General features: G+C 43.1%; 21 protein-coding genes. 7 read left to right on the top strand and 14 right to left on the bottom strand.

Annotation, left to right across the window (positions count from 1 at the left end):
* Positions 1–230 precede the first annotated feature (230 nt).
* On the top strand, positions 231–773 hold the full coding sequence (locus MARME_RS15810; RefSeq protein WP_013662265.1) for a porin family protein: 543 nt from the start codon (positions 231–233) through the stop codon (positions 771–773).
* 599 nt (positions 774–1,372) lie between these two features.
* Here the strand turns inward: MARME_RS15810 and MARME_RS15805 are convergent.
* From MARME_RS15805 to MARME_RS15785, 5 genes are all read right to left on the bottom strand, one after another.
* The gene (locus MARME_RS15805; RefSeq protein WP_013662264.1) at positions 1,373–1,570 is read right to left on the bottom strand and encodes an RSP_7527 family protein; all 198 of its coding nucleotides are present in this window, start codon (positions 1,568–1,570) and stop codon (positions 1,373–1,375) included.
* Positions 1,571–1,674: 104 nt separating this feature from the next.
* The gene (bluB, locus tag MARME_RS15800) at positions 1,675–2,319 is read right to left on the bottom strand and encodes a 5,6-dimethylbenzimidazole synthase (RefSeq protein WP_013662263.1); all 645 of its coding nucleotides are present in this window, start codon (positions 2,317–2,319) and stop codon (positions 1,675–1,677) included.
* 166 nt (positions 2,320–2,485) lie between these two features.
* The gene (locus tag MARME_RS15795; protein ID WP_013662262.1) at positions 2,486–3,007 is read right to left on the bottom strand and encodes a hypothetical protein; all 522 of its coding nucleotides are present in this window, start codon (positions 3,005–3,007) and stop codon (positions 2,486–2,488) included.
* Between the two features lie 129 nt (positions 3,008–3,136).
* Complete coding sequence (locus MARME_RS15790) at positions 3,137–4,903, bottom strand: sodium:solute symporter family protein (RefSeq protein WP_013662261.1); 1,767 nt, start codon at positions 4,901–4,903, stop codon at positions 3,137–3,139.
* Positions 4,904–4,907: 4 nt separating this feature from the next.
* Positions 4,908–5,171: a DUF4212 domain-containing protein gene (locus MARME_RS15785; RefSeq protein WP_013662260.1), complete on the bottom strand. Its 264-nt coding sequence runs from the start codon at positions 5,169–5,171 to the stop codon at positions 4,908–4,910.
* A gap of 312 nt (positions 5,172–5,483) precedes the next feature.
* Here MARME_RS15785 and MARME_RS21565 point away from each other — a divergent pair, with 312 nt between their 5' ends.
* Positions 5,484–6,278 (top strand): MipA/OmpV family protein, encoded by a 795-nt coding sequence (locus MARME_RS21565; protein WP_013662259.1) that lies wholly within the window; start codon positions 5,484–5,486, stop codon positions 6,276–6,278.
* 101 nt (positions 6,279–6,379) lie between these two features.
* On the opposite strand, the gene MARME_RS15770 is transcribed toward MARME_RS21565, so the two are convergent.
* Both MARME_RS15770 and MARME_RS15765 read right to left on the bottom strand, forming a co-directional pair.
* The gene (locus MARME_RS15770; protein ID WP_013662258.1) at positions 6,380–7,192 is read right to left on the bottom strand and encodes a flagellin N-terminal helical domain-containing protein; all 813 of its coding nucleotides are present in this window, start codon (positions 7,190–7,192) and stop codon (positions 6,380–6,382) included.
* Between the two features lie 196 nt (positions 7,193–7,388).
* A complete protein-coding gene (locus MARME_RS15765; protein WP_013662257.1) occupies positions 7,389–8,831 on the bottom strand; it encodes an aminotransferase-like domain-containing protein in 1,443 nt (480 codons plus the stop codon).
* 241 nt (positions 8,832–9,072) lie between these two features.
* On the opposite strand from MARME_RS15765, the gene MARME_RS15760 reads away from it, so the two are divergent.
* The 4 genes from MARME_RS15760 (at position 9,073) to MARME_RS15745 (ending at position 10,685) form a co-directional block, all read left to right on the top strand.
* The gene (locus tag MARME_RS15760) at positions 9,073–9,285 is read left to right on the top strand and encodes a hypothetical protein (protein ID WP_013662256.1); all 213 of its coding nucleotides are present in this window, start codon (positions 9,073–9,075) and stop codon (positions 9,283–9,285) included.
* Positions 9,286–9,296: 11 nt separating this feature from the next.
* Positions 9,297–9,905 carry a LysE family translocator gene (locus MARME_RS15755; protein ID WP_013662255.1) on the top strand — a complete coding sequence of 203 codons (609 nt, stop codon included), beginning with the start codon at positions 9,297–9,299 and terminating at the stop codon, positions 9,903–9,905.
* A 1-nt stretch (position 9,906) separates the two neighbouring features.
* Complete coding sequence (locus tag MARME_RS15750; RefSeq protein WP_013662254.1) at positions 9,907–10,188, top strand: GIY-YIG nuclease family protein; 282 nt, start codon at positions 9,907–9,909, stop codon at positions 10,186–10,188.
* A gap of 119 nt (positions 10,189–10,307) precedes the next feature.
* Entirely contained in the window at positions 10,308–10,685 is a 378-nt protein-coding gene (locus tag MARME_RS15745; protein WP_013662253.1) for a VOC family protein, read from the top strand.
* A 71-nt stretch (positions 10,686–10,756) separates the two neighbouring features.
* Here MARME_RS15745 and MARME_RS15740 read toward each other — a convergent pair whose 3' ends face one another.
* The 7 genes from MARME_RS15740 to MARME_RS15710 all read right to left on the bottom strand — a co-directional run bounded on the left by MARME_RS15740 (position 10,757) and on the right by MARME_RS15710 (position 23,682).
* The gene (locus MARME_RS15740; protein ID WP_013662252.1) at positions 10,757–11,758 is read right to left on the bottom strand and encodes a serine/threonine protein kinase; all 1,002 of its coding nucleotides are present in this window, start codon (positions 11,756–11,758) and stop codon (positions 10,757–10,759) included.
* Between the two features lie 170 nt (positions 11,759–11,928).
* On the bottom strand, positions 11,929–13,212 hold the full coding sequence (locus tag MARME_RS15735) for a response regulator (protein ID WP_013662251.1): 1,284 nt from the start codon (positions 13,210–13,212) through the stop codon (positions 11,929–11,931).
* Positions 13,213–13,419: 207 nt separating this feature from the next.
* On the bottom strand, positions 13,420–14,070 hold the full coding sequence (locus MARME_RS15730; RefSeq protein ID WP_013662250.1) for a 2OG-Fe dioxygenase family protein: 651 nt from the start codon (positions 14,068–14,070) through the stop codon (positions 13,420–13,422).
* 173 nt (positions 14,071–14,243) lie between these two features.
* A complete protein-coding gene (gene glgX, locus MARME_RS15725) occupies positions 14,244–16,274 on the bottom strand; it encodes a glycogen debranching protein GlgX (protein WP_013662249.1) in 2,031 nt (676 codons plus the stop codon).
* Positions 16,275–16,361: 87 nt separating this feature from the next.
* Positions 16,362–18,530, bottom strand: coding sequence for a 1,4-alpha-glucan branching protein GlgB (gene glgB / locus MARME_RS15720; RefSeq protein WP_013662248.1), 2,169 nt, complete (start codon positions 18,528–18,530; stop codon positions 16,362–16,364).
* A gap of 75 nt (positions 18,531–18,605) precedes the next feature.
* Positions 18,606–21,725 carry a glycoside hydrolase family 15 protein gene (locus MARME_RS15715; protein WP_013662247.1) on the bottom strand — a complete coding sequence of 1,040 codons (3,120 nt, stop codon included), beginning with the start codon at positions 21,723–21,725 and terminating at the stop codon, positions 18,606–18,608.
* Between the two features lie 406 nt (positions 21,726–22,131).
* The gene (locus MARME_RS15710; RefSeq protein WP_013662246.1) at positions 22,132–23,682 is read right to left on the bottom strand and encodes a methyl-accepting chemotaxis protein; all 1,551 of its coding nucleotides are present in this window, start codon (positions 23,680–23,682) and stop codon (positions 22,132–22,134) included.
* Between the two features lie 292 nt (positions 23,683–23,974).
* Here MARME_RS15710 and MARME_RS15705 point away from each other — a divergent pair, with 292 nt between their 5' ends.
* Positions 23,975–24,691, top strand: coding sequence for a phosphatase PAP2 family protein (locus MARME_RS15705; RefSeq protein WP_013662245.1), 717 nt, complete (start codon positions 23,975–23,977; stop codon positions 24,689–24,691).
* Positions 24,692–24,727 lie beyond the last annotated feature (36 nt).

Below are 24,727 nucleotides of genomic sequence, written 5' to 3'. Positions count from 1 at the left end.
TATAAACCATGTTGCTGCTTTGAGAGCTAATCGATTTTATTCATACCTCAGGCCTTTCAACATATGTGGGAATTTCGCGCTCTAAAAAGCTTTCAACCCTTAGTTAATTTTTTTCGAATTAAAGTGATTTTACAATATCTTTTCTAATTTATCTGTATATCAATTAATTGTAAGTATGTGTAAGCTTATGGCTCGTTTAAATAACATTATTTTTAAGGAAGTTTGAAGGAATGAAAAATAAAAGTATATGCGGCTTGGTATTTGCTCTTTCACTTGGCGCATCTGCAGTACAAGCAAACGATTTTTACACTGGTATTCAATATTCAAAACTTACTTCTGAGCTGAGTAATTCTCTTGGGGGAGCTACAGCTAACCCAACTGCAATTAATTTAGTAGTAGGTAAAGAATTGAGCGAAAACTTTTCAGTTGAGGCCTTTATTGGTAAGGGGATTAGCGATGATGTTCCTGGCTCGGCAGACTTCTCTGTAGAGTTGGATAACTTAGTTGGAGCTACGGTTCTAGGCACTTATCCGGTATCACGAGAGTTAGATGTATATGGGAAAGTTGGATATGCTCAGATTGACTACAGTGATACTGACGGTGATAAAGCTGACGGTTCTGGTATTGTCTATGGCATAGGAGCAAAATATAAAGTTACTCAAGATGTTAGCTTAAACGTTGAGTTCTCAAAACTCCCTGATAGCAAATATGATAATTATGATATTGATATAGACACTCGCGCGCTTAACCTTGGAGCATTCATTACCTTTTAATAGGTGATAAATACTATTGCGCTCCGTAAAGAGTTGCGACCCAAAGAGTAACGTTGATAAAAGCCTGATTTCTAATATAACAGAATTCAGGCTTTTAAGTTTCTGGGTTAGCTGAAAATAGTTTGAATCTAAAGCGAGTGTGTAAAGGAGGCTAAAAGGTCTAAAGTGACCTATCTGAATATTGGGCAATAGAAAGCAAAGGCTGTTTAATTTTCCTATCTATAGCCACCTATTTTGCTGAAAATCTCCCCAGTTTTATCGATAACGCTAGAAAATCGAACAAGAGGTCTACTAGATAAATTTGTTTAATTTACTAAGAGGCAGGCCTAGGGGACACTATTGGCTTATAGCATTCTACATTAGGTGTGTTGGGTCGGTCATATAGCGACAACCAAGTTGAAGTTAAATACATAGAACGACTATTTTAACAGATGAAATATGTAATTTACTTTAATACACAAAGATAACTAGGTCTAGTAGTAGGCTTTGAACTATAAAGAATTCAAAGACAAGATATCTAGTATCATGCAATGTAGCTCTGCTCTACAGAACTACATCAAGCCATTGGCTCCTTTTTTATTATTCAAAAGAATAACGAATTACGCTGGTTGATGACCTGCTACTTTAACATTCGCTTTGAAGGTCATTTTTGACTTGATCCATGTTACAGATGCAGCGATCGATTTTGCAATGAACTCTGCACGTTGAGCGCGTGCGATTGCTAGGTCTAGTTCGCTTTGAGTCATGTAGCTTGTGTCGATGTTTTTGATAAGGTCTGCAACTGTATTCGTTTTCATAATGGCGTCTCGTCTGGCGGCTGTTCTAAGATGTTTTTATTTTAGGAGTGAAATGCTTTTGAGACAAACGATATAAATTCGCGCCATACATGAGAAAAACTAAACTATTTTTGCCATTTTTCAAAGTGAATCGAATTCTTTACTTCTCTTCTACTTTGCCAGCCATGTCGCTCTAGGTCGGGAGTGTCTTGAAACGCTTCTACATACCCCAGACAAAAGTAACCAATAATGTCGAGGCTTTCTGGAATGGCGAGATTTTCACGAAGTACATCGTCGAGCAATATGCTCACCCATCCAACGCCGATGTTCTCCGCGCGCGCAGCAAGCCATAAATTTTGCGCTGCACATACCGCACTGTACAAATCCATTTCAGGCTTAATTGTTTTACCAAGGACAATATCGCCCGTTCTTGAACGGTCGCAAGTTAGACAGATGCCAATTGGTGCTTCTTCTATTCCTTCCAGCTTGAGTGTTTGGTATTTCTCTTTTCGTTCGCCATCAAACATGTCGGCTGATTGTTGGTTTGCTTGTTGAAAGCCTTGTTTTATTTTTTGCTTTGTTTCCTTCGAGCTGACAACAACGAAATCCCATGGTTGCATAAAGCCGACACTAGGAGCATGGTGAGCTGCTAAGAGTATGCGATCTAACACCTCTTTAGGGATAGGAGTGGGAAGGAACTCTCTGCGAACATCGCGTCGAGAAAATAGGACTTTGTAAAAAGAGTCGCGTTCAGCTTCGGTAACTTTCATTAGGCCATACTCTGTTAAGTTGGCTCGTTATACCAAGAATGTGTAAAAAAGCCAAACAGCCGCGATTGCAAATTATGCTGGGCAACATGAAAAAATCGACATGACTTTTTGTTTTATATGACAGGCAATGTTTATAAAAAGCCAGATTCACCTAACGCGAAGTGGCTTACGCATGACACAGTTCTTGCTTTAGTGGATCGTCGCTTTTTAGTGGCTTCCATTCTTTTGAAATAGTCGGTTTGCCCGGTTGCGGAATGTCGAGCAAATTTGTGAAGTCTGCTCTCATGTTTAAGCCACAATGAATCACTTGTGGGACACGTTTTGCCAGTTGGCGACGCTCAAAGAAGTATAAATCAACGAGAACAAGGTCGGGGTTCGCGTGATTTTTGGCGGCTCTTTCAATGTCTACGGCAATGAACCTCAATGTTTGAGGATACAGATAACTCCATGGTCTCCATGGGGCTTTTTCTTCTACGGTTTTTAAGACAATAACCCCTTCAGGAAGTCGGCTTGATTGATGATCAAACCAGGTGTATTCACTGTGGATTTGAAACGTAAGCATGGACAACCCTGCAAAGCTAGGGATAAGCCATTTTGGTGCTTTGCTCAACGTGAATTTACGAAGCGCGAGTGCTATGCCTGCACCAGCAAGCCCTGCTGAGATGGTTGCAAAAAATTCCCAAAACATAGTGGTTCCTAATTCTTATTATTTTAGATTCAATCGAAACGCTACTAGCGTAACGAACTAGGTACCTAAACCACTGGTACCTAGTTCGTTACTCTTTAGTTAGTTACTGCTTAGGCATTCACTCAACGATTAGTGATCAACAGCCTCACCAGCCCCTTTAGGGTAGCGAACGCTTTCCACAAGGTCTTGAATCTCACTCGGAACTTCTTCTGTAGCGGATGAGACCGCGAAAGCAACGGCAAAGTTGATTACAGCGCCGATGGCTCCAAAAGAAAGTGGTGAGATGCCAAATAACCAGTTGTCAGGCGTATTCGCAAGCATATTGGTTCCAGGAATGAAGAACCACCCGAGGTAAGTAAAGATATACACAAGGGTGGATAAGATCCCTGCTAGCATACCTGCTACCGCCCCTGTGCTGTTTACGCGTTTGGAGAATATGCCCATCATGAGTGCAGGGAATATAGACGCGGCAGCAATACCAAATGCAAGAGCGACGACTTGTGCTGCGAAACCGGGTGGATTCATCCCTAGGAAAGTCGCGACGACGATTGCTACAAACATGGATATTCGCGCTGCTAAAAGCTCTCCTTTTTCCGATATATCTGGGTTTATCGACCCTTTGATTACGTCATGACTCACGGCCGATGAAATCGCAAGCAAAAGTCCAGCGGCAGTGGATAACGCAGCAGCAAGGCCGCCAGCGGCGATTAAACCCACTACCCAACCAGGTAAGTTCGCTATTTCTGGGTTTGCTAGGACCAGTATGTCTCTATTTACGGTGAGTTCGTTGCCGTCCCAACCACGTTCTTCTGCTTGCACTTTAAAGGCGGGTGTATCGTTGTAGAATTGTATCCTTCCATCGTCGTTTTTGTCTTCGTACTTAATAAGCCCGGTCGTTTCCCATGTCTGAATCCAGTCAGGTCGTTCGTCATAGCGAATAGCTTGTTCGGTCGGCCCTTCAGGATAAATCGTGGTCATCAAATTTAGGCGTGCCATTGATGCAACCGCAGGTGCCGTCAAGTAGAGAAGCGCGATAAAGACAAGAGCCCAGCCAGCCGACCAGCGAGCATCCGCTACTTTTGGTACGGTGAAAAAACGAATAATGACATGTGGCAAGCCTGCTGTACCTATCATCAATGATAGGGTAAACAAGACCATGTTCAATTTGTTGTCTACATCGGCGGTATAGTCCCTAAAACCGAGCTCTCGAACGACTTCATCCAATTTTTGGAGAAGCGGCATACCAGACTCGACATGATTGGAGAATAAACCTAATGCAGGAATAAACGTATCGGTTAGTTGTAGAGAAATAAACACGGCCGGAATGGTATACGCCACAATAAGAACACAATATTGTGCTACTTGAGTGTAGGTAATGCCTTTCATTCCTCCTAAGACCGCATAGAAGAATACGACGATTGAAGCAATGATAAGGCCAGTATCTTTGCCTACTTCTAAAAAGCGTGAGAACGCGACACCTGCGCCTGTCATTTGCCCAATGACATAGGTAACGGATGCTGTGATCAAGCAGGCAACAGCCACTAGTCTGGCTGCGCGGCTGTAGAAGCGATCGCCAATAAAGTCTGGTACCGTAAATTTACCAAACTTCCTTAGGTAAGGTGCTAGCAGCATGGCCAGTAGGACGTAACCCCCCGTCCAACCCATAAGGAAAGTTGAGTTAGCATAGCCTCCTGCTGCGATAAGTCCCGCCATGGATATAAAGGAGGCCGCGGACATCCAGTCTGCTGCCGTCGCCATCCCATTCATAACTGGGTGGACGCCACCGCCTGCTACATAGAACTCTTTTGTTGACCCTGCTCTCGCCCAAATTGCAATTCCAAAGTACAGCGCGAAGGATGCACCAACAAATATGAGGTTTATTGTGAATTGACTCATTCTATTACTCCTCGTCTAGGCCAAACTCTTTGTCTAGCTGATTCATTTTCCAGGCGTAGAAAAAGGTGATTAGAATGAAGGTAATGATGGAGCCTTGTTGAGCGAACCAGAAACCTAGGTCAGTACCTCCAACAGGAATACCTGACAAAAGAGGGCGAAATATCATTCCACCGCCATAGGAAACTAACGCCCATATGATGAGACAGCCAGCAATGAGACGCACATTTGCTCGCCAGTAATTTTCTTGATTTTCAGTATGATCGGACACGTTTGTACCCCTTTTATTATTTTTATGTAGGAAACGGATCATTGAAATACCGCTAAATGAACGACTTTCAGAAATTCCGCTTTTATAACCTAGCACTTGATTTTATTTTTCGAATTGAGACTTTAGTCTTACTTTTGGCGTTGATGATGGGATTTAGTTATCGTTTTCTAGGTGATGTTTTGTCCAATAAGGATCTAAAGCGAGTCTTTTCAGAATGACGAATCGCTATATTGCAATAGACCGTATGAAGGTTAGTATTTACGCAATTCATCTTGAATGCTGATTATTTACACAGATAAAAAGGAGCAGGGTATGCGTTTGATGTCGAATCATTGCGAGGTTCATTCAAAGCGTTTCGCGGGTCAAATGAAGCGTTATGGCAAGCTCGGTTTAACCAGTATTGGAATGATCTGTGGTGAGTCTGTTTACGCTACAGACTTTTCGGCTATGTTGGGCGCAGCGGTGGTGTCTTCTGAGAGTGTGATTGTTGGGGAAGATGATGATGACCTTAAGCTCTATCCTTATGCAAAACTAGAGTATGGTAATTTCTCCATATCAAAAGACGGAATTGGCTTGGCCTTTGAATTAAATGAAACGGACAGCTTGAGTTTTCTTCTGTCTAGCCGAGACAGTGCTTTTGACTCATCAAATGCCGCGTTGAGAGCAATTGATACACCGGATGATGCGATCGATTTAGGGCTGACTTGGAGTACAAAGACCAAATTTGCAGAATATGGAGTGTCTGGAATAACGGATGTCAGTGATACGCACAATGGTTATGAGTTGTCGTTTTCAGTAGCGAAACCCATGCGTGCCTTAGGTGGCCTTTTAAAACCGAGTGTAGAGCTGTCACTCCAAAGTGAGGACATTGTAGATTACTATTATGGTGTGAGTGCTTCAGAAGCAACCTCTGAACTGGCGGCATATAAGGGCAAGAGTGCACTTTTAACGTCTTTGGGCGTGCAGTACTTGTATCAACTGACAGACAGCTGGGTAACATTGACTTCTGTGTCATATACACATTTGGGGGCTGGCATTACAGACAGTCCTATTGTTGACAAAGACAGTGCTTGGTCAGGGGTGTTTGGTATTGCCTATAAATTTTAGATATCAATTTTAGAAAAAGAGTGCTTTATATTTAGACATAAAAAACCAGTAGTGCAGGCTAACACTACTGGTTTTGAGCTGTTTCTTAGGAACAATTTTTGCTAAGAGCCTAATAATAAGCTTAAGCTTCGTCCTGCGTCTGCATTTGCCTGCGCTTGTACAGAAACGGAGGACTGTTCTCTGATGCTTGCGGCAATTTGTTCACTTACAGCAGCGGCATAGTCAGTGTCTTGAATACGAGAGCGAGCAGCAGACTCATTTTCTTGCGCTGCTAGCAGAGAATCAACTCGACTGGTAAATGCATTTTCTGTTGCGCCGTAGTCAGCTTGCAAACTTGAAACGCTATCAATACTGTCGTCAATTGCTGTCAAAGCTGTATCTAATGAGCTTTGATCTGTAATATCTAACGAAAATAATCCCGTTCCAGTCAGTGTATTAGCAAGGTCATTGGTAGTGACGCCCAACGTTGAATCAGCATCGGCTCCAACTTGAAAGTCAATCGATCCGTCTTCGGACAGTAAATCTGTTCCTGCAAATGAAGTCTGATCGATTGTGTCTTGTATGTTAGCAATCAGTTCATCTGCTTGTTGCTGAAGCGCCTGACGATCAGAATCGGAATAAATACCATTGCCAGCTTGTACCGCTAACTCTCTTAGAGACGTAAGATCATTTGTCACCGATTCGAGTCCGCTTTGTGCTATTTGCGTTGCAGAAATACCTGAAACACTGTTTGCAACCGCTTGACCGTTTCCGTCAATCTGACTTGTAAGGCGATTCGCAATCGCAAGGCCCGCTGCATCATCAGATGCGCTGTTAATACGTAGGCCACTTGCTAGGCTTTGCGACGAGCTTGCTAAGGATTGTGTTGCACTTGAGCTCGCATAGCTTGAGCCTGAAATTCCACCGATACTCATGTATTTATCCTCCTCGCATTTGCGAAGACTAGGTTACTTTAGATTAAGTATAGTTCGGTTCAGAAAAGAACAAAAGTTGATCAGTTACATTTTAGTCACGTTTTAACATAAAGTTACATATAGCATGGAGATTCGAATCTGGCAAAGTGCTTTTGATAAAAAGAAGTCGTTAAGATATCTAATGCCTCTGATTGTTTTAAGCGCGTTTTTTTTGTTGTTTTGTCTCGAGTGTGTTCATATTTAGCAGTATGTTGCCCAGTATTTTTAGGGCTTCCAGCCGAATTTCTGGTGTTCTATCGCAGTAGTTTAATCGTAAGCAATTGCGATATTTTCCGGTCGCAGAAAAGAGCTGGCCTGGCGCCACATGTACTCCGTGTTCTTGTGCTTTTTCTGAAAGCTTTACCGCATCGTATCGTTCTGGCAGTTCGACCCATAAGACGAACCCCCCTTCTGGATAGCTTACCAGTGTGTCACTTGGAAAATACGTTTTAATGCCATTTAGCATCTTATCTCGGGCTTCTTTGTAGTGTTTCCTCATTACTCTGATGTGTTTGTCATACCCGCCTTGCCTTATAAAGTTAGCAATGGCGATTTGAGGCAGAGTAGGGCACATAGAGCTGCTAACATATTTGATATGCGTAACGTTATTTCGGTACCGACCTGGCGCAATCCAACCAACCCTGAATCCAGGAGCAAGCGTTTTTGAGAAAGAGCTGCACAACAAGACGCGGCCATCTTCGTCATAGGCTTTGATTGATTTTGGACGAGGGAATTCGTAAACCATATCGCCGTAAATATCGTCTTCAATAATGGCAATGTCATATTCTTGGGCAAGTTGGTATAAGGCCTTTTTCTTTTCTTCAGGCATCACGTAGCCAAGTGGATTATTTACAGTCGGTGTTACCAAAATCGCTTTTATTGGCCATTGGTCTAAAGCGAGTTGTAATGCCTCTATACTCATACCGTTGCTTGGGTCAGTAGGTATCTCAAGTGCTTTTAGGTCAGCGGCTTTTATGGCCTGCATAGCACCATAAAAGCCGGGCGATTCGACCGCGATGATATCCCCTCCCTTTGTGACGGCCTTTAAACACACTGACAGTGCTTCCTGGCATCCAGAGGTAATGACAATGTCATTTGGGTGTAAAATACAGCCTGATGCGGCGGTTAGCCTTGTAAGTTGCTCTCTTAGACTGTAATCCCCGCGAACATCTCCATAGACCATACCTTCATGAGGTCTATTTTTATTGAGTTCATACAGCGATTTAAGTAGCGGTTTTAATGTTTTTGACTGCATATCAGGCATGGCATGTTGTAGTTGACAAAATGCTTCTTTTTCACGACTTAAAAGCATGTTTAAAACATCTTCCCATAAAGAAACATCCAGTGGTCTTTGAGGTGGTCGCGATAATTTAGGCATGCTGATGACATGACTTGTTTCAGGAACGAAATAGCCCGATTTAGGTCGAGCTTCAACAAGCTGTTCCATTTCTAAAGTACGGTAAGCTTCTTGAACGGTTGAGATACTAACACCGTGTTCATTTGCCAATTGGCGGACGGAAGGTAATTTGTCGCCACTTTTAAAGAACCCAAGTTTTATGTGCTCTCTCAATCTGTCAGCAAGTTGTGAGTACAGTGTCATATCTCGCTCCGTGTATTAGTTTCGACCATACAATTAAATATACACCTAAATTTACTTTGTAATAAGCATACAGAAAAAGGGAAAAATAACCATACAGATTGAATTTAAGTGAACTGTATGTCGAGATGTATGCTTCTCTGAGTCTAACGAATATTTGCTTACAGCCTTAAACTGAACGAGTTCCTTAAGGGAGGTGCGAAGAAACTTTCCTTAATCATTCGTAAACGTAGAGGGGGCTATTATGCTTATTATCGCATTGTTTAACCACGTTCAGGACTGCTTCCTAAAGTATCAAACACGTAAGCAGCTTAATAATATTAGCGTATTGCAACAAAAAGATGTTGGACTTCATGCCAACGCCTTAAATGAAGAAATAGCGAAAGCAAATTGCATTGTTTTGATAAAAGAGCTGGTATTTGACGTGCCATTTTTCCACAACCGTAAACGCTATTAAGGAGGTAAGCTGTGGACGTGTCCTTAGTTTTTGCCGTTGCTGTCTTTGCTTTTATTACTTCTGTTACCCCAGGGCCAAACAATGTCATGTTGCTGGCCTCTGGGGCGCAATATGGTTTCATCAGAACATTACCACACATTCTTGGTATTGTGACGGGGGTGGCGATGTTATTACTTTGTACTTTACTCGGACTCGGGGCTCTGTTCACCTTGTATCCGGTGTTGTATTCGATTTTGAATGTCATTGGCTGTGCTTATCTACTCTGGTTAGCGTATAAAATTGCAACGTCACCCGTTGTTGAGTTAAACGAGGCGGATCACTCTTCAAGAGGGCCTTTGCGTTGGTGGGAAGCGGCGTTGTTTCAATTCGTGAACCCCAAAGCTTGGATGATGGCTCTTGGGAGTGTGAGTACATTTTCGATGCAGGGTGAGCTTTACGCTCAATCTGGAGTAATGATAATGTTGGCCTTTGCGTTACTTGGGTTCCCCGCTATTTCGATTTGGGCAGGAGCAGGAGCGAAAATACGTATTTGGCTCGACACACCTTCACGTAGGCGTATATTTAATTTGGTTATGGGTGGATTGACCGCCGCAACGTTAATTTTGATTCTAGGAAACTAAGTTGAACGATTGGTCTCTGTATTTGGTCAGAACCTGCATGAATACGCTTTATACTGGGATTACGACGGATGTAGAGCGTCGTTTTCTTGAACATTGTTCTGGTGGTTCAAAAGGGGCTCGCTATTTGCGTGGAAAAGGGCCCCTTTCTTTGGTTTGGCATGAGCAAGTCGGGTCAAAAAGTGAGGCATCAAAACTAGAGTATCGTGTCAAAAAATTATGTAAGTCAGACAAAGAGAGATTGGCAGCAGGCCTTATCTCTTTAGACGTTTTATTGAAACGGTGACGTACATCCCAGAAACAAAAAAGGGCTTGTTTTTGTCCGCCTCTCTTCGTAGCATAATTAGGGAAGTTTAGAAGACTCATTCTTTGTTTCCCGTAAGCAAAATAAAGGAGAGTGGGAGCGTGATTAGTCATATTGATCATATAGTTCTAACGGTTGCTGATGTTGAGCAATCGGTTCGGTTCTATGAGGACGTGCTAGGGATGGAAGCGGTAACCTTCAGTAATGGGCGGCGTGCTGTAAAATTTGGAAATCAAAAAATAAACTTCCATACGGCTGGACAAGAACTTAGAAATCACGCGTTGGAAGGCAGCGGAGATTTATGTCTTATTTCCGATTGGAAAGTAGAAGAGATTACGGCACATTTACAGGCCAAACAGGTAAGCATTCTCGAGGGACCTGTTGAGAAAACAGGCGCAACGAGTACGATTATATCCGTTTATTTTAATGATCCTGACAATAATTTAATTGAAGTCAGCGTGCGCTCTGAGAGTATTTAATTATCGATAGTATTGTTGTTGAGAGTGCTTATTTGTTGAGATTAAGGCTATTAAAATTAGCGCCCGTTGAGTTATTCTGTATCATTTCGCCATTGAGCCTTTAGATCGATTAATTCTTTTCGTAGCCCAAGCCAATAGTCTTGAGTACCAAACCAGGGAAAGGCTTTGGGGAAAGCTGGATCATTCCAGCGTTGGCTTAACCAAGCCGCGTATCTTACGGTTCGTTCTAGTTTGAAAGCGTCAATAAGCGCAAGGCTACGTCTATCGAATGGGTGGTGGCTTTCATACCCTTCAATTAATTCACTCAATTGCTGTTGGTGGTGTTCTTTGGCGGTAAGATGCAACCAAATATCCTGACAAGGGTACCCCGTTTGAATATCATCGAAGTCGAGTAGCACCATCCCTGTAATGGATTTCAATAAGTTAGATGCGTGGCAGTCGCCATGTATCGTTTGTCGCTGTATCGAACCTGATTGACTCATCACGTCTTTACTCATTTGCATGAGGCTATCGAATAGAGTGATAAACTCTTTCTGCAATGCATGAGGTAGGGTACTTGTTTGTGTTTTTGATACGTCACTAGGGCTTGCGAGTAACCACTTGATTTGAGATTCAATGCTTTCAATTAGCGAAGGAGACTGTCGCCCTATGAGAGGGAGTTTGGTTAGTACACTGTGGGTTTCGCCAATCAGTTCCCCTATTTGAAATAGGTCATCTAAATCTTCTGCCTCGGGCGCATTACCGATCACTTTGTTAGTCAGGCTGAGTCGAAAATTCGCATGCTCAAATAAGGTTTGGCCGTTGAATGCTAAGGGGGCGGCTACAGGCACGCCTTTTTTTTCTAGTAGTGAGAGTGCTGTGTGCTCTTCTAGAATTTGCTTATTGCTCCAGCGATCTGGCCTATAAAACTTAGCGATAAGGGCGGGGCCATCTTCCATTCCGACTTGGTACACTCGATTTTCATAGCTGTTTAGTGGGTATATTTGGTAATTAGTATATTGGTCTGATGAAGACTCAACAGCGTCGATAATAACGTCAGGAATGAGTTGTGAAAAAGGATGTTCTGAATGCATAGTGGTTTACTGCTAAGTAACAAGTGGGTTTATAGTATGAGACAAGTCGGTCGAATGAGTGGGGGCTGCTCAATAGGTAAATAGCCCTCTGTACCCACTTTTGATAAGAAGAGTGTACCATGAAAGGAATACGTTTAATTTACACTTATTGTCGCTATTGCAAATTGTCGCTATTGCAAACCTAAACGCTTTTTAAGTGTATATTCTTGAGCCTCTGTTAGCGGTGCGGCCATGCCATCATCCATGAGTCTGCGCCATGTTTTCCAAGATTTTACTGCTTCCCCCACATGGTTTCGGGTTACGTATTGTTGAACTTCAATACGAAAAGAGTTCGAGACGGCCGTCGGGTTTTGTTTGCCTATAATTCTGAGGCGTGTAAGCGAGCGCTTAAATTTGTCGTTGAGCTTTTTTACATCGGAACCTTCTTCAATCATTTGAGTTATAGATTGAAGGTGCCCGTAATAAAGGTCATAGGTTTCTGCTTCCGTGTCTCGTGACAAACGAATAGCGCGAGAGTAAGCGAACTCTGCCATCTGCCAGTCTTTGACTTTAGTACTGAGCTCTGCGAGTCGTTTGCTTCGTTCGATCGATCGAGGAGATACTTCGAGGACTGATTTTAGCGCGATTTGAGCCTGTTCGTAATTTTCAAGCTTTTCATGTGCATCGGCTAATGTGTCGTAAGCAGAGAGAAAGTGCCGACTTAAAGTAATGGTTTGCTCTAAGCTTTTTATGGCGGCGACAATGGCGCCTAATTTTAGCTCACACTGAGCAATGCCGTAGTGCGCCCATGCGAGGTTCTTGTGTTCCTTGATGATGACAAGATAGTGGGTTTTTGCTTCTTTGTAACGTTGGAGCGCGAACAAAGCCTCGCCGATTGATTTCTGGCAAAGATGAGTATACTGAGGAAGGGTTGCTTTAATTTCTTTTGCCAGTTCTATGACTTTCTCATAATCTTGATCCATTCGAGCTTTATTTAATGGCTCAAAGACTTTTTTCTGCTGACGAACTTTTCCAAGTCGTCGTATAAAGGCTTGTGGCGGAAAGGGTTTAACGAGATAGCTATCTGGTTGGTACTCTAATACGCTAACGACCGCTTCATAGGCGGTGTCCGCTGTGATCATAATGAAAATGGTAGAATGATCTAGAGAGTAGGTCTTACGAGTTGTTTCAAGAATTTGCTGGCCGTCAATCGAACCACCTAAATTAAAGTCTGATAGAACAATATCGTATTTAATGTCCAGAACACGTTTTATCGCAGATTGCCCAGAAGGCTCAATGTCTATCTTCTGGTAGCCTAGACTTGTCATCAGGGACTTAAGCATTAACCTCATTTCTCCGAGGTCTTCAATAATTAAGACTCGTTTTTTTGAGATGTTTTTATCTACTTGTGCTTTCTTCTTACCTGAATCCTGTGAATCAACCGCTTTAAACGCTGGAATATCTACATCTACCACAATCAAACACCTTAATAACGTTGCTCTTATCCCTTTATAGCATGTAGTTATCTTGCGTCCTAGTCGCTTATGTTTTAGTCGGTAAATCGATTTAATTGAATAATTATTAAAAACCTATGTAAAACAGATGGATAGGGCCATGAAAATTAATCTAAAAGTTTCATGGCCCTCGTTGTTTTGACGCTCGAATTCAATGATACGAGAGTGTTAGTGATATAAATTCGCAGTTAAAACAAAGACGTCCATATAGCCTAAATCGCCGTCACTCGGTTCGATTGCTTTTGCACTGTGAAAGAATTTTTTATCATTAAGGATAACGAATTCACCATGATCGAATGCGTGGCTAATAAAAGCTGGGCTGTTTTCACTTAAATGGACGTTAATGCTGCCTCCTTCTATGTTATGCCGTTGAATTACATAGATGCCAATTCGATCAAAACCGTCTTGATGGATACCTTCAGGGGCGACTTCTGCTTTTTGATGATCTGCGAAGATACGCAGCTGGTGGACTTCGATATGTGTGCCGTATTCGACCCCCGACATATGTTTAAAGTGTTCAAACATCTCAAGGAACATGGGATCTTCGATCACGACGCCTTCAAGTTCCTCATATCGTCTTACTACGTTGCCCTGAAAGTGGTTGATGCTTTCATCTTGAACAAAGGGGTGCGTGGGCAAATGCTCTAGGTGCCCTTGTAGAAAACAAAACCTAGAATAGCGTCGTATGCGATAGCTGCCATCGGCGTACGGATTATTCGGTAAACGGTCAAATGAGGGGGATAGGTGGTTCACGCATTGACGGGTTAATTGACCGAGCTCTAGATAGAAGGGTTCTGTGGTATGTGTTGTCTTTTTCATTCTCAAGTCCTCGTGCTAACTGGGTAAGTCGCATTCTCCAAATCTATTAAGATTGGCAACGTTAGCGAGCGCCTTGTGAGAGCAAGCTAACGTTTTGGATGACTCTGTAAGTGTAGACCCGATTCGCGCGGATCTGAAATTGAGGTTGAAAGCAGTAGTTTGTTTTTGGGACTCTAAGGTAGCAGTTTCACCAAAGCGACGCTACGTTCAGTAATATGTAGGTGGTTGTCTCTCATGGCAACCCCTGGAGTATAGAAGAGTAACTGATGCTGGCGTGCATTTTTTATAAGCGGTACGTCTAACACCTGATCTTCTCGATAGAATATCAACCATAAACGGGATGAAAGGTCCGAAGTGGTAAACAATACCGATAGAAAATCTCTTTCGCTTTCTGACCAGTCTTCATTTGACATAGGTCGTCCAGCTTCATTGACCCATTCTACTTTATCTGACTCTTTATATTGATAAAGCGGGTCGTCTTCCAAAAATACTTCTGCAAGTACAGGGTAGGCTTTTCTCAAGTTTAATAGCGTTTTGATCGCGCTTTGTAATTGCTCTCTTTCATCGCTATTTTGCCAACCTAGCCACGTCGTTTGATTGTCTTGGCAATAGGCATTGTTGTTGCCGTGTTGGGTGTGCGATAGTTCATCACCTCCCAAAATATGAGGAGTGCCTTGACTCAAGAGTAGTGTTGCTAAAAAACACAGCTGTTGGTTTAGCCTTTGCGCTTTAATGCGGTTGTCTGAAGTGGGTCCTTCAACACCAAAGTTCTGGCTGATATTATCGCCATGACCATCGCGATTGTTCTCCATATTCGCATGGTTATGGCGTCTGTGGTAAGAGACCAAGTCATGCAAGGTGTAGCCATCGTGATAACTGATGTAGTTTACCGAGTGTAATGCACACTTATAGCCTTTGTGGAATACATCACGAGAGCCCATAAATCGTGTTGCGAATTCGCCAACAATTCCTTCATCACCGCGCCAAAAGCGTCTGACTATGTCTCGATACTTGTCGTTGCACTCTAGAAAACCTCGTGGAAAGTTACCGACTTGATAGCCGTTCGGGCCGATGTCCCAAGGCTCCATGACTAAACAGGTTTCACTTAATACAGGGTCTTGTAAAATGGCTTGCAACAGTGGAGAAGTTGATGAAAAGTCGTGTTTTTCCCGTCCTAAGTCGACCCCTAGGTCAAATCTGAAACCATCTACGCCCATGACATCAACCCAGTAACGCATGCTGTCGCAGATCAATCGCACTGCTGCTGGATGGTAGGTGTTTACACAGTTCCCACAACCTGTGTAGTTCAAGTATTCGCCATTTTCGTGACGATAATAACGTGCGTTATCGAGTCCTTTGAAGCTGAAACTCGCTTGATCTAACTCGCTTTCAGCGGTGTGGTTGTAGACAACATCGATAATGACCTCAAAACCTGCTCTTTTGAGTGACATAATCATTGTTTGACACTCAATGACAGGGTCTTCTACCGCGTATCTGTGGTCTGGTGTAAAAAAGTTAATTGGGTTGTAGCCCCAATAATTTTGTAACCCTAATTTTTGTAGGTGCCTTTCATTGGCAAATGCAAAACAAGGCATAAGTTGAATGGTTGTAACCCCAAGCTCTTTTAGATGAGAAATACCTTGTTCCGAGACAACGCCTAAATAAGTGCCTTTTAACTCTGGAGAAACTTCAAGGTTCTTACTAAAGCCTTTTATGTGTAGCTCGTATAAGCTCCGTTCTGCACCTTTAACGCTAACTCTAGCGGGTGCATCGTCTGGTCGCGTGATTGTTTTGACTATTGATTTTGGGACGTAGTGAGCGGTATCAATAGGATTGAAATGCCCATCAGAGTACATAGCTGACAGGTCTGGATGCCACTCTAATGTGCCTGTAAGAGACTTGGCATAGGGGTCAATCAGTAGTTTATGCCGGTTAAACATGAGCTGGTCTTTTGGTGAAAAGGTGCCTTCTGCGCGAAACCCATAATGCTGCCCTTCCTTAAGGCCAAGAACTTCCATATGCCATATACCACGATGATGTGAAACAAAGGGTATAACATGCTCTTCTTCATCATTCTCGTTAAACAAGCAAAGGTATATTTGGGTAGCGTCTTCTGAAGCGACAGCGAAATTCACGCCTTCATCCGTGACATTCGCTCCTAGTGGGAGCGGGCTGCCTGATCGAACTAACGGAGCTAATGGCATAATGCTCTCCTATTGGCAGATTTGACAGAATTTCGCTGATTCACTTTTTTCCCCATTTGACAGTTAGCTCTCAGTTCACGGATAAAACTAAGATTTCCATTTATAGATTACAGTTGAAAGTGGTGGAATATCGAGCATGACACTGTCGTTTCTACCGTGGTTTTCAATGCTTTCAGCCTCAAGCGTTTGTGCCGTGTGGAACCCACTTCCACCATAGATAGAGGCATCAGTATTTAAAATCAGGTCATAGCGCCCTAATTTTGGCGCACCTATCCGGTAACCTTTGTGAGGTGTTGGTGTAAAATTCACAACAACGATCAGTAATTCATCTTTTGCCTTAGATTGCCTTACGTAAGCAAGAATGGAGTTTTGACTGTCATCATAAGAAAGCCATTCAAATCCTTGATAATCGTGATCTAGTTGCAGCGCAGGCTCACCGGTATAGAGGTGATTTAAGTCTTTGACCAGTGTTTGTAGCCCTTTGTGGTAATCGATATCGAGCAAGTGCCAGTCTAGGGATCTAGTGTGGCTCCATTCTTGACCTTGAGCAAATTCGTTCCCCATAAAGTTTAGTTTCTTACCGGGGTGAGTAAACATGTAGCCATTGAACGCCCTAAGGTTTGCAAACTTCTGCCAGCCATCGCCGGGCATTTTGTCGATCATAGAGCCTTTTCCATGAACCACTTCGTCATGTGAAATAGGCAGCATAAACTGCTCATTAAAGGCGTATACCATGGAGAAGGTGAGCTCACCCTGATGGTATTGACGGTGAATCGGGTCTTTCTTCATATACTCTAAGGTATCGTTCATCCAGCCCATATTCCACTTGAACCCGAACCCTAGGCCGTCCATATAGGTCGGTTTAGACACGCCTGAAAAGGCGGTAGACTCTTCTGCAACTGTGAAACAACGTGGGTGGTTCAAGTAAACCGTCTCATTCAGTTGTTTCAAGAACGCAATCGCTTCGTAGTTGTGATTGCCGCCATGAACATTTGGAATCCATTCGCCGTCTTCGCGTGAGTAATCCAGATACAACATGGATGCAACCGCATCGACTCGCAGGCCGTCAATATGGTATTCCTCTAACCAGAAATTTGCGTTGCTGATTAGGAAGTCAACGACGTGTTCTTTACCAAAATCGTAGATCAAAGAGTTCCATTCGGGGTGCCAGCCTTTTTTCGGGTCTTCGTACTCGTACTGATGGGTTCCATCAAAGTTCGCGAGCCCATGGCTATCGGATGGGAAATGCGCTGGAACCCAATCCATAATGACACTGATTCCAGCTTGATGGAATGCATCGATTAACGCTTTGAATTCGTCTGGTGTGCCGTATCGAGACGTTACCGCGAATAAGCCAACAGGTTGATAACCCCAAGACCCATCAAACGGGTACTCCATAACAGGTAGCAGTTCTACGTGCGTATAACCCATTTCGACAACATACGGTACAAGTTGCTCTTTCAACTCTAGATAAGTAAGCGACTCGTTGTGCTCTTTCTTTCTCCAAGAGCCGAGATGTACCTCATATATACTGACCGCTTCTTCGTAAATATCTGATATAGGTCGCGACATCCAGCTTTCATCATTCCAGTGGTACTGGGATTCCTGTACGACACTGGCAAATGAAGGAAATTGCTCGATTCGTTTTGCAAAGGGATCGGTTCTATGTGGCAGTAGGTCGCCTGATTTTGCTCTGATTTCAAACTTATATTTCGCGCCATCTCGGACATCAGGAATGAAGAGTCGCCATACTCCGTCGCCATTGCTCGACATCGGATGGATACGGCCGTCCCAGCCGTTAAAGTCGCCCACGACGTATACTGAACGAGCTGCGGGGGCATAGACAGCAAATCGAGTTCCATCGATCGCTAGAGAATCCGTTACTGGCGCACTTTGAAACAGAGCGCCTTCTTTTTGGTAAAGGGTTGCTTTGTGATGCTCAGGATCAGCAAACGTTGCTTGATTAAACTGATAAGGATCGACGAAGGTTGCAGTATTGCCGTCTGAGAATGTGATTCTGAGACGGTAGTGGAAAAACGTTTTTTTATCCGACCACTGACAAGAGAACAGTCCGCTGTCAGTGTTTAAATTCATTTTCCCAATGACTGAGTCTGCGTCGATTGCAAGTACATCGATCGCGACGGCATCAGGTCGCCAAACGTTAAGTTTCAAGTCTTTTTCTTCAGTCCAGTGTAGGCCAAGGAATCCGAAAGGGTCGGAACAGCGGGCATTTACAATGTCTTCAAACAGATCCATTTACTTCTCCAACCTGAGATTTATTATTAGATGTATCCTATATAGCGATTTTGACGCACCACACTTTAATCGTTTTTACGCTTGGTGTTGTTGGCTGTGTTGCTTACTTACTGCCCAGCGAAGGTATTGTCCTACTTTGCTTGGGGTAAGTTGTGCGAACTCGTCTAGCGCTATTTCTTCCGTGCTTTGCTCTGGATGCTTTTGCTTCACTTCTTTAGCTCTATCATGCGCAGCTTGTGAAACAAGAACGGGTAAATTCACCTCGCTCAATAGAATATTTCCTTTGTGCTGCTCGCAGAACTGAATAAATGCATACAGAGCTTCAAATATAAGGCTCTTATACCAGCTAGGGTGAATGTCTGATGTCAGTGATTCTACGAGTAAGGCGAAGGTATCTTCACCGGGCGTCATCGAACTCAGCGTGCGTTTGCAATCCAATATGGTATTACTCTGTGTGTCTCCGAACACAATGTATTGTGCGTGACTAAGAGAATCCCACAGTTGCGCCAGCATGTCTTCTGGTAATTTCGTGATGAGCCCTTGCTCTGTTCGCCAATCGAACCAATCGACGTCCTTCATTTTGACATCGGTGCTATTAACACTTTGATTGTAGCGGAGTTTTGTTGCTACGTGGGTAAAGTCCTCATGTTTCTGTATCAATACGGCTTTCAGTGCTTGATATAGCGCATAAGGGGTCGCACTCGCAAGAATATCAATAGAGGGTCGTGTATCTTCCGAATCAAGTTGACGAGCACACAGTAGCGCTAAGCTATGAATTCGAATGGTACGGACACCATCAAAATACTCAGGGTGGATTTTTATAAGCGCGCCAGCAATTGAGATAATTTCATGGTGTAAGACCATGGTTAGGCTGGAGGACGACGCATGGTGTATTAAGTCTAAAATTTCTTTTTGATGCAATGGCGATGAGATGTGAGTTTCGTTCTCTTGAGAATCGCCTAATACCAGTACTCGTTGGCGCACGGTAATGTCCGCGATATAGGTCGCCAAATCCGTCGACGGTTTAATCATCAAAGAAAACAACCTTCTAACCGAGTACCAATCACCGTGTAAAAGCGCTTCAACGTAGACTGAATCCATCACCTTATAGGCCGTAACTGCTGGCATCGAGTTCGGGATGGTATTCATTAACGCGCGTCTATGCCCCAACTCTACTAGCGTTTCGATTGCTAAGGGGAGAGGAGGGGTATCCAGAAGCTTCGACAAAAGCGAGTCAGTATTAAGGTCATATAAATGGGAGCAATCCACCTCGGTTACGGTACGGTCAATAGGCCAAGGCTCTTCACTCACGACAAAACGTGCGCCTAATTGACGATCTTTCGTTGGTTTTATTGTCATAGACCGCCTAGAACCAGACTTGAATGCATTTTTCGCTGATTGAGGCGTGACATGAAACTCATCACATTCGTGATTTTGTAACTGGCGGATAAAGTCTAATAACTCTGAGCTGTTTGGCATTTCACACATTGCATCATCGATGAGCACTGTAAATACTGCGTTTGCTGGGTAATACCAGTGCGAATCAATGATTTTTAACTCATTCTGAATGTGTTCTTTAAACAGGGTTGGGTCTGTTTTTGTGTAGTCTTTATCTTCATTTTGAATCCACGAAAGACAAAGGTAGTTCTGGTCATTAATAGTGAAAGGCTGAGAAGTCGCTAAGCTGTTTAATGCACGTGAAGGTCGGCCCGTTAGGCCGAGGTTGTCCGAGGCGCCAAGATAGTGATAAAGCTCTATTAATTGTTCCGAGCTTATGACACCAACGGGGGCAATTTCATCAATGGTTTGGCATAGGCAACCTGCTTGCACCAGTTGCTCTTTTACTTTTTCATTCTTAGCTAAGACCACCATCGAGGTAGAGACGGATTTTCTATTATGCTGTACTTTATGTAAACCAAGAGGGTCCAAGTCATCCGTCGTGATGAGTTCTTCGTCAATCATTTTGCCGACCAAATATAGGCTTTGCGCCCATACTAGGGGGAGATTGTCGTTTGGTAGCCGCTCTTGAGAACCTGGCTTCTCTTTTTCCGCAAGAATCTTGTCTTCTGGCACATAATAGAGTTCAGGGAGGAGTCTTTCTCCATCCCTTTCAACCATTAACTCTTCGAGCTTATAGCGGTAGAAATTGGCACTCTCCCAGTCTCTAGCAAAGAGCCTATCAATATATAGATAGGTATAAAATAATGGCCATTCGGATTCTATGTGTTCGAAGTTAATCAGCTCATCGTGTTCGTAGTAAATTCGACTGTGATCTTCTATCACGGTTTGGTGACCGTCTAGTAAGAATCGCTTACAGCCGTAATTTCCACCCAGTTTATCTAAGATTTCTTTTCGTGTTTTTCGCGTGAGCTTTTCATCGTTTAACGCAAAGGCAGGAAAACTGATGATGCTTAGCAGCGCGCCATCGACTTCTTTAGAGCGTGATTCTTTAGGCAGAAGTGATTGCAGAACGGAACCTGCCCGAGCGACGGCATCTGCGAAAGAATGTATAACGGCCCATTCAGGGCCGTCATTTCCAAATAGATTGAGGCCATCTAAAGCCTCCATCGCCGCCTTTGCCATTCCTACAGAGCTGGCATTTATTTCAGCTTTACCGTTATTTACTTTGTTGCCTCGTTCCCAAATACCGTAATCGGGCGTGCGATAGGTCCGAGAGATGTAGTAAATGAGGTTCTGTATGAAGTTCAGCTCTTCGCGATTATAGATGAGCTTGCTTCCAGCTTTTGTCATTTGTGCGAGCGTTAGTAAATAGAAACTTGTGGCATCAATTTGAAGGTGACCCCACGCGTCATCCGCAACGACTTCTAGCCCAGTCTTCGTGTCGTATTTCGCGTGTAAAGAATCGATCGGATCTAAGCTGTGTTTAAATGCTTCTACTTTCGGTGATTGACGCATCATTGCAAATAACAAACCGCGCATCATTTTAATGCACGTATATTCTAATTCGTGCGCTCGTTTGTCGGGATTTGAGGCTCGTTTGTAAGCCAAGTAAAGGGCCCACACCGCTTGAATACTGTATACATTGTCTCGAACCCATGCGTCCGTGTAGTCACCGTGGTTATTGACACTGGTGCTAGCGGGAAAAAGGCCTGTTACAGGGTGTTGACGAGATAAAATGACATTTTTAATGTGGTGATATAGAGAATCAAGCTTGCTCTGTGTATCTGACGCCATTAAGTGATCCCTTAATTACAAGTTGCGAATTCTAAAAACGTATTGTTTATTAATTTAGTTGTGAAGTGTTAAGTCCCTATGAATCGCGACGGTCCGTTTACATAAAAAGTTGAGTAAGCACTGAAAAATTAGGTGACTTAAAGTACGCTAATTTGTCTGCAATAATCGCGCCTTAAAAGCCTAGATTTTTATGGGGCTTAAAGCAAACGCTTCCTTTCTTTATATTCACTTAAATTTAGCAGAGATTCGAATGTTACGCATAATGGTTGAATGGCATCTGATTTCGTTCTCGTTATGCCGTGTTTTGCACAGCCTTCCTTAACCTGAAAAGATCAAGAATTAAGAAGGCCTTGATAAGTCGTAAAGAGGAGATCAAGGAGAGCCCTAAGAAGGGCTTTCTTGTTTTCTATGTTCGGTATTGCGCAACGACGCTGCTAAGTTCTAGCGCGCATTCCTCTATGTGATTCACGGACGTTTCTATTGCGATAGAGTTGTGTTGTGTTTGGTCGCATACATTGCCGATATTGTTTAACGTGGTATTTACTGTATTTGAAATATCATATTGGTTGTCTGAACCTGCTTTGATCTGCGCGTTTAGTTCAGAAATGGTTAATACACCCTGTGCTATATCATTAAAGGCCGTTTCGGCCTCCGACATTCTTTCGGCTCCTATGTTTGCCGTATCTTGTGCTTTTTCCATAATATCAACCGTGTTGAACGTCTGGTTTGTAAGCTGCTCAATTAAACGTCCAATTTCCCCTGCAGCATGTTGAGATTGCTGGGCAAGTTGTCGTACTTCGTCGGCAACAACGGCAAAACCGCGACCTTGCTCTCCTGCACGGGCGGCTTCTATAGCAGCATTTAACGCAAGTAAATTGGTTTTATCTGCGACTTCGGAAATGATGCTCAAACGGTCGTTTATATGTTTAACGTCTTCCCTTAGCTGCTGAAATTGCGTGGCGGCTTCACCGACTTCTGATGAAAGGTTTTGAATATCTGCATTGGCTTCATGCATGGTATGAAGGCCGCTTTTTGAATGCTCTCCAAGGTTATTTGCCGCAAGGTTAGCTTCTTCTGCGATGTTGAGTATCTGATTCACTGATTCCATGACATTGGCCATGGAATCAATAGCACTTTTCGTGTCTTTTTGCTGTGTGTTTACGCCGTCCGTCGTGGCCAATGTGGCTTTATTTGTTTCTATTATGACATTGTCTAATGCTTGGCTGGTGTTCCCTATTTGGCGAACAATGGCGCGGAAACTGGATACCATATGATTAAATGCATCGGCCATCTCACCCATTTCGTCGTGACCATCAAATTCAACTCGTTGAGTGAGGTCTCCTGATTGTTTTACGGAACGCATAGTATCGCAGAGTTTGGTGATTCGAATAGTGACAAGGCTAATGATCGTCAAGGCGGTTCCGCCTATTACGATGGTTAATACTGCGACAAGTATCCCAAAATCAATCAATGCGCTTTTAAATGCATCATAGACAATATTCATACTGGAAACCGCAACAAGCCTATAGTTGCCATTCAACTGGTGTTCGCTAAGTAGTTTGGAAGCAATGAGCACCGACATGGGTGATGCCCCGTTAGGTGAGGCAATGTCAGCAATACTTGGGTTTAGTGCAAAGTTAACTGACTGAAACGATGTATTTTCAATCCATGATGGGGCATAAATGGTTTTCTTATCTTTACCAAGTAGGACGTATCCAGATTGAGTAGGGGGATGGAGTGCTTCGACTTTTTGGATTAGCTCTTTCTCATTAACAGAAGTTAGGCCTGAGGCCGCAGCATCAACCATTACCTGTGTTTGATTTAATAAACTCTTAAGATTGGTTTGATAGAGTGAGTATAAAGATACAAAAATTAACGCGGCGGTGCCGAGTGACATAAGGCCAATAATCGCCCAGAGCTTGTATTTGATTTTTACATTGTTTACACGCTTGATCATATAGCCTCCTGCAACAGTCCTTTACATTCTACGGGGAGTTGTAGGGGATTAGTAACGTCTAAGGTTGATTTATGTCAAAAAAACGGTGGTTAGATTACAGACGGTGACATTGACGACTTTCTGGAATTTAGCCAAAAGAGTTCTATTTTAAAATAATTGAATAAGAATGAATTACGTAATAAAGTTGAAAGCTATGTGTGCTTTAGTAAGATTACATTACATTTTTGTTATGGCTTTGGTGTCATAATCTTTGATGTTATTCCACAATCAGATCAAAAAGAGATTATTTAAGATGTTTAAGCCTTGGAAGTTTGGTGTCGCACCGGCTTGTTTTGTTTTATGTGCTGTGTTGTTTTCTGTGTGGCCCGAACTCGACTTATATGTGAGTGGACTGTTTTACGATTCTGCAACGTCGAGCTTCCCTGCTAACGACAATTCATTTGTGAAATTTATCTATTGGATTTTTAAAGAGATGCCCGCTGTCATCGTCCCTGTATTGTTGGGGTTGTGTGTGTTGACGTTATTCAAAACTGGGCCTGAGTGGAGCAAAGCCCACAAACGTAAATGGTATTTTATGCTTGCGTTCTTATTGGTTGGCCCTGGTATTATTGTTCACACTGGTTTTAAAGACAATTGGGATCGTGCACGTCCACGTCATGTCGTAGAGTTTGGTGGTAGTAAACAGTTTACGCCACCACTGGTTGTCAGTGATCAGTGTAAGAAGAACTGCTCATTTGTGAGTGGCCACGCCGCCATGGGTTTTGCATTTATTGCACTCGGTTGGGTATTAAAGAGTCGTCCTTGGCTTTTCTTTGGGCTTGGCTTGGGTCTATTTGTGGGTGGAATAAGGGTCCTTCAAGGAGGGCACTTTTTGAGTGATATCATTTTTAGTGGGTTTATATGTTACGCAAGCGCATGGGTAATGGCGCGTTGGATAATCGATACTTGCCCGCTGGAACGGAAAAAACGAGAAGCTGAAACTGAAAAAATGCAGTCCAATGCTGTTTAAACTCATGTGACACCGCATAATTCCATGTAACAATCT

This window comes from Marinomonas mediterranea MMB-1 (assembly GCF_000192865.1).
GTDB lineage: Bacteria > Pseudomonadota > Gammaproteobacteria > Pseudomonadales > Marinomonadaceae > Marinomonas > Marinomonas mediterranea.
Note: the sequence above shows the minus strand (reverse complement) of the source record. Positions and strands in the feature narration are given on the sequence as shown.